General features: G+C 70.9%; 3 protein-coding genes. 2 read left to right on the top strand and 1 reads right to left on the bottom strand.

Annotation, left to right across the window (positions count from 1 at the left end; translation table 11 throughout):
* Nucleotides 1-186: 186 nt before the first annotated feature.
* Complete coding sequence (uvrA, locus tag G3I53_RS27990; protein ID WP_164332689.1) at nucleotides 187-3,243, bottom strand: excinuclease ABC subunit UvrA; 3,057 nt, start codon at nucleotides 3,241-3,243, stop codon at nucleotides 187-189.
* Between the two features lie 222 nt (nucleotides 3,244-3,465).
* On the opposite strand from uvrA, the gene G3I53_RS27985 reads away from it, so the two are divergent.
* The gene (locus tag G3I53_RS27985; protein WP_164332688.1) at nucleotides 3,466-4,152 is read left to right on the top strand and encodes a maleylpyruvate isomerase family mycothiol-dependent enzyme; all 687 of its coding nucleotides are present in this window, start codon (nucleotides 3,466-3,468) and stop codon (nucleotides 4,150-4,152) included.
* Between the two features lie 88 nt (nucleotides 4,153-4,240).
* A complete protein-coding gene (locus G3I53_RS27980) occupies nucleotides 4,241-4,897 on the top strand; it encodes an MBL fold metallo-hydrolase (protein ID WP_164332687.1) in 657 nt (218 codons plus the stop codon).
* The last annotated feature ends 172 nt before the right edge of the window (nucleotides 4,898-5,069 follow it).

Raw genomic sequence — 5,069 nt, 5'->3', positions numbered from 1 at the left:
CACCTGCTCCCGGGCGGGCGCGGAACCGCCGTACGCCCACGAGCTGGACGGCTAGGGCGCCGAGAGGGGCGTGTCGGGCCGCGGGGGCGGCCCCGCGGCGGTCGGCGAACGCCTCGCGCCCTGCCCCGGTGGTTGCCGGGACAGGGCGCGTGAGGTGCGGTGCGCGGACGGGCGGCGGGGCGCCGGTCAGGCCTTGGCGGCCTTCGTCGTCCGCTTGGCCGCGGTCTTCTTCGCGGTGGTGGCGGACTCGCCGCTCTTGGCGGTGCCGGCCGCCTTGGCCGTCTTCGCGGTCCTGGTCGTCTTGGCGGTCTTCGCCTTGACGGTGGCCGTCCGGGCGTTCGCGTCCGCCGCGACGGTCTTCTTCGCCGCCTTGCGCCGGGCCGGGGTGGCGTCGCTGACCAGGTCCGCGCCGAGGATCTCCCGCAGGAACTTCCCGGTGTGGCTGGTCGGGACGGCGGCGACCTCCTCGGGGGTGCCCTCGGCCACGACCAGGCCGCCGCCGGAGCCGCCCTCGGGACCCATGTCGATGATCCAGTCGGCGGTCTTGATCACGTCGAGGTTGTGCTCGATGACGATGACCGTGTTGCCCTTGTCGACCAGTCCGGACAGCACCTTCAGGAGCTTGTTGATGTCCTCGAAGTGCAGACCCGTGGTGGGCTCGTCCAGCACGTAGACCGTGCGGCCGGTGGAGCGCTTCTGCAGCTCGCTGGCCAGCTTCACCCGCTGCGCCTCACCGCCGGACAGGGTGGTGGCCGCCTGGCCGAGCCGGACGTAGCCGAGACCGACGTCGTTGAGCGTCTTCAGGTGGCGCGAGATCGCCGGGACGGCCTCGAAGAAGTGCATGGCTTCCTCGATCGGCATGTTCAGGACGTCGGCGATGGACTTGCCCTTGTAGTGGACCTCCAGGGTCTCCCGGTTGTAGCGGGCACCGTGGCAGACCTCGCACGGGACGTACACGTCCGGGAGGAAGTTCATCTCGATCTTGATGGTGCCGTCGCCCGCGCAGTTCTCGCAGCGGCCGCCCTTGACGTTGAAGGAGAAGCGGCCGGGCATGTAGCCGCGGACCTTCGCCTCGGTGGTCTCGGCGAACAGCTTGCGCACGTGGTCGAAGACGCCGGTGTACGTGGCCGGGTTGGAGCGGGGGGTGCGGCCGATGGGCGACTGGTCGACGTGCACGACCTTGTCGACGAGGTCGTCGCCGTCCACGCGCGTGTGCCGTCCCGGCACGTTCCGCGCGCCGTTCAGCTCGCGGGCCAGGTGGGTGTAGAGGATGTCGTTGACCAGCGTGGACTTGCCCGAGCCGGAGACGCCGGTGACCGCGGTGAACACGCCCAGCGGGAAGGACACGTCGATGTCCTGGAGGTTGTTCTCCCGGGCGCCGTGCACGGTGAGCGCGCGGGACGGGTCGAGCGGCCGGCGGATGCCGGGCAGCGGGATGGCCTTGCGGCCCGACAGGTACTGGCCGGTCTGCGACTCCTCGTTGGCCAGGAGTTCCTTCAGGGAGCCGCTGTGCACGACCTTGCCGCCGTGCTCGCCGGCACCGGGGCCGATGTCGACGATCCAGTCGGCCATCGTGATGGTGTCCTCGTCGTGCTCGACGACGATGAGCGTGTTGCCCATGTCGCGCAGCCGGACCAGGGTCTCGATCAGCCGGTGGTTGTCACGCTGGTGCAGCCCGATGGACGGCTCGTCGAGGACGTAGAGCACGCCGACGAGACCGGAGCCGATCTGGGTGGCCAGGCGGATGCGCTGGGCCTCGCCGCCGGACAGGGTGCCGGCGGCCCGGTTGAGGGAGAGGTAGTCCAGGCCGACGTCGACCAGGAAGCGCAGCCGCTCGTTGACCTCCTTCAGCACGCGCTCGGCGATCTTCTTGTCGCGGGCGGTGAGCTTCAGCTCGCCCAGGAAGTCCGCGCAGTCGCTGATGGACATCGCGGAGACCTCGGCGATGGACTTGCCCATGACCGTGACCGCGAGGACGACCGGCTTGAGGCGGGTGCCCTCGCAGGAGGGGCAGGGCACCTCGCGCATGTAGCCCTCGAAGCGCTCGCGGCTGGAGTCGCTCTCGGCCTCGCTGTGCCGGCGCTTGACGAAGGGGATGGCCCCCTCGAACGCCGTGGTGTACCGGCGCTCGCGGCCGTAGCGGTTGCGGTAGCGGACCTCGACCTGCGTCTTGTGGCCGTACAGCAGGGCCTTCCTGGCTCGCTGCGGAAGACCGCCGAACGGGATGTCGGTGCGGAAGCCGAGCGCGTCGGCCAGGGCGCCGACCAGGCGGTCGAAGTAGTCCTTGGTGTGGCCGTGGGACCAGGGGTGGATGGCGCCCTCGTCGAGGCTCTTGTCCTCGTCGGGCACGATGAGTTCCGGGTCGACCTCCATGCGCGTGCCGATGCCGGTGCACTCCGGGCAGGCGCCGAAGGGCGAGTTGAAGGAGAAGGAGCGGGGCTCCAGCTCCTCGAAGGACAGGTCGTCGTACGGGCAGTACAGGTGCTCGGAGTACATGCGCTCGCGCTCGGGGTCGTCCTCGGGGAGGTCGACGAAGTCGAGCACGACCATGCCACCGGACAGGCCGAGGGCGGTCTCGACGGAGTCGGTGAGGCGGCGCTTGGCGCTGTCCTTGACCGTGAGGCGGTCGACGACCACCTCGATGGTGTGCTTCTCCTGCTTCTTCAGCGTGGGCGGGCTGGACAGCTGGACGGTCCGGCCGTCGACCCGCGCGCGGGAGTACCCCTTGGTCTGGAGGTCGGCGAAGAGGTCGACGAACTCGCCCTTGCGCTCCCGCACCAGCGGCGACAGCACCTGGAAGCGGCTGCCCTCGGGCAGTTCCAGGACGCGGTCGACGATGGCCTGCGGCGACTGGCGGGAGATCGGGCGGCCGCATTCGGGACAGTGCGGCTTGCCGATGCGGGCGAAGAGCAGCCGGAGGTAGTCGTAGACCTCGGTGATGGTGCCGACGGTCGAGCGGGGGTTGCGCGAGGTCGACTTCTGGTCGATGGAGACCGCCGGGGACAGGCCCTCGATGAAGTCGACGTCCGGCTTGTCCATCTGGCCGAGGAACTGCCGGGCGTACGAGGAGAGCGACTCGACGTAGCGACGCTGCCCCTCGGCGAAGATGGTGTCGAAGGCCAGCGAGGACTTGCCCGACCCCGACAGGCCCGTGAAGACGATGAGCGAGTCGCGCGGGAGGTCGAGCGAGACGTTCTTGAGGTTGTGCTCGCGCGCTCCACGGACGATGAGACGGTCGGCCACGCCGGTCCGCACCTTTCTTGAGAGAAGTGACAGGGGCGGGGCCCCCGTCTTTCTCAGACTAGGGGGAGCCACTGACAACGCCGGTCGGATTCACGGGTTGACAACAATCCCCGACTCTCCAGCATGCCCGACGCCACCGACGACCTTATAGCACGCGCATTCGAATAACGGCGGCTTCCTGCCGCCTTCACCCGAAGGTGTGGCCCGACTAGTGTCAGCTCCATGAATGATCACGCTCATGACCTGGCGTCCCTACAAGCCGCTACGGAACGGCTGCTGAGCGACGTCGCCGCCCTGGACAACGCCGCTGTGACCCAGTCGTCACGTCTGCCGGGCTGGACCCGCGGCCACGTGCTGGCCCATCTCGCGCGCAACGCGGACGCCCTGGTGAACGTTCTCCAGGGACGCCCCATGTACGCCTCCGCCGAGGTACGGGAGGCCGACATCGAGCGGGACGCCCCGCGTCCGCTCGCCGACCAGCTCGCCGACGTGCGGGAGAGCGCGGCCCGCTTCCAGGAGCTGTGCGCGGCCGAAACCGACTGGGAGCGCACGGTCGAACTGCGCAACGGCGTCACGGACCGGGCGGCCCGCCTGCCCTTCCGGCGCTGGGTCGAGGTCGCCCTGCACCACGTGGACCTCGGCATCGGCCACGAGCTCGAGGACCTCCCCGCGGACTTCACCGAGCGGGAGATCGACTTCCTGACCGAGCGGTTCCGCGGGCACCCGGACGTGCCCGCCACCCGGCTGCGGACCGCCGACGGCCGCTCCTGGACGACCGGCGGCACGGGGGACGTGCCGGTCACCGTCGAGGGGGCCCCGGCCGACCTGATGGGCTGGCTCGCGGGCCGGCGCGACGGGTCGGGGCTGACGGTCAAGGACGGCGCGCTCCCGGTGCTCCCCCCGCTGTGACCCGCCGTGCCCGCATGCGGCCCGCGCGTGCGCTCCCCGACGATGTGCGGGGGCGACCGCGCGGGCCGTGCGCTATAGGCTGACGGCCATGACGTACAGCGGTCGGGTGACGGTCGGCGGCCCAGCCGACGTGCACGAACTCAAGGACCTGATGATCACCAAGGTCGCGGTCGGCCCCATGGACAACAACGCCTATCTGCTGCGTTGCCGGGCCACCGACGAGCAGTTGCTGATCGACGCGGCCAACGACGCCGGCACGCTGCTCGGCACGATCGGCGACGACGGCATCGCCTCCGTCGTCACCACCCACCGGCACGGGGACCACTGGCAGGCGCTCGCCGAGGTGGTGGCCGCCACCGGCGCCCGCACCCACGCCGGCCGCGACGACGCCGAGGGCATCCCCGTACCGACCGACGTGCTGGTCGACGACGGCGACACCCTCCGGGTCGGGCAGGTCGAGCTCACCGCACGGCACCTGGTCGGGCACACGCCGGGCTCCATCGCCCTCGTCTACGACGACCCGCACGGGCATCCGCACGTCTTCACCGGGGACTGCCTGTTCCCGGGCGGTGTCGGCAACACCCACCAGGATCCGGAGGCGTTCGCCCGCCTGATCCACGACGTCGAGACCAAGATCTTCGACGTACTGCCGGACGAGACCTGGGTCTACCCCGGCCACGGCAACGACACCACCCTGGGCGCGGAGCGCCCGCACCTGCCGGAGTGGCGCGCGCGGGGCTGGTGAACACACCCCGTGTGAAGGCTTCGCACGCTTCCGCGCGCCGTGCGCGCTCCCGGTGTGTGCCCCGGCGCAGTCAACCGGTGACACTCCGCTCGGGCCTCGGCTCCCCGGCGGTCGGGCCGCCGGTCCTCATCCCCGCCCTCGGCCGGCGGCCCGGGCGGGGCCCGCCGTGCGG

Origin of the sequence: Streptomyces sp. SID14436, from assembly GCF_010548465.1 — a bacterium.
Lineage (GTDB): Bacteria > Actinomycetota > Actinomycetes > Streptomycetales > Streptomycetaceae > Streptomyces.
Note: the sequence above shows the minus strand (reverse complement) of the source record. Positions and strands in the feature narration are given on the sequence as shown.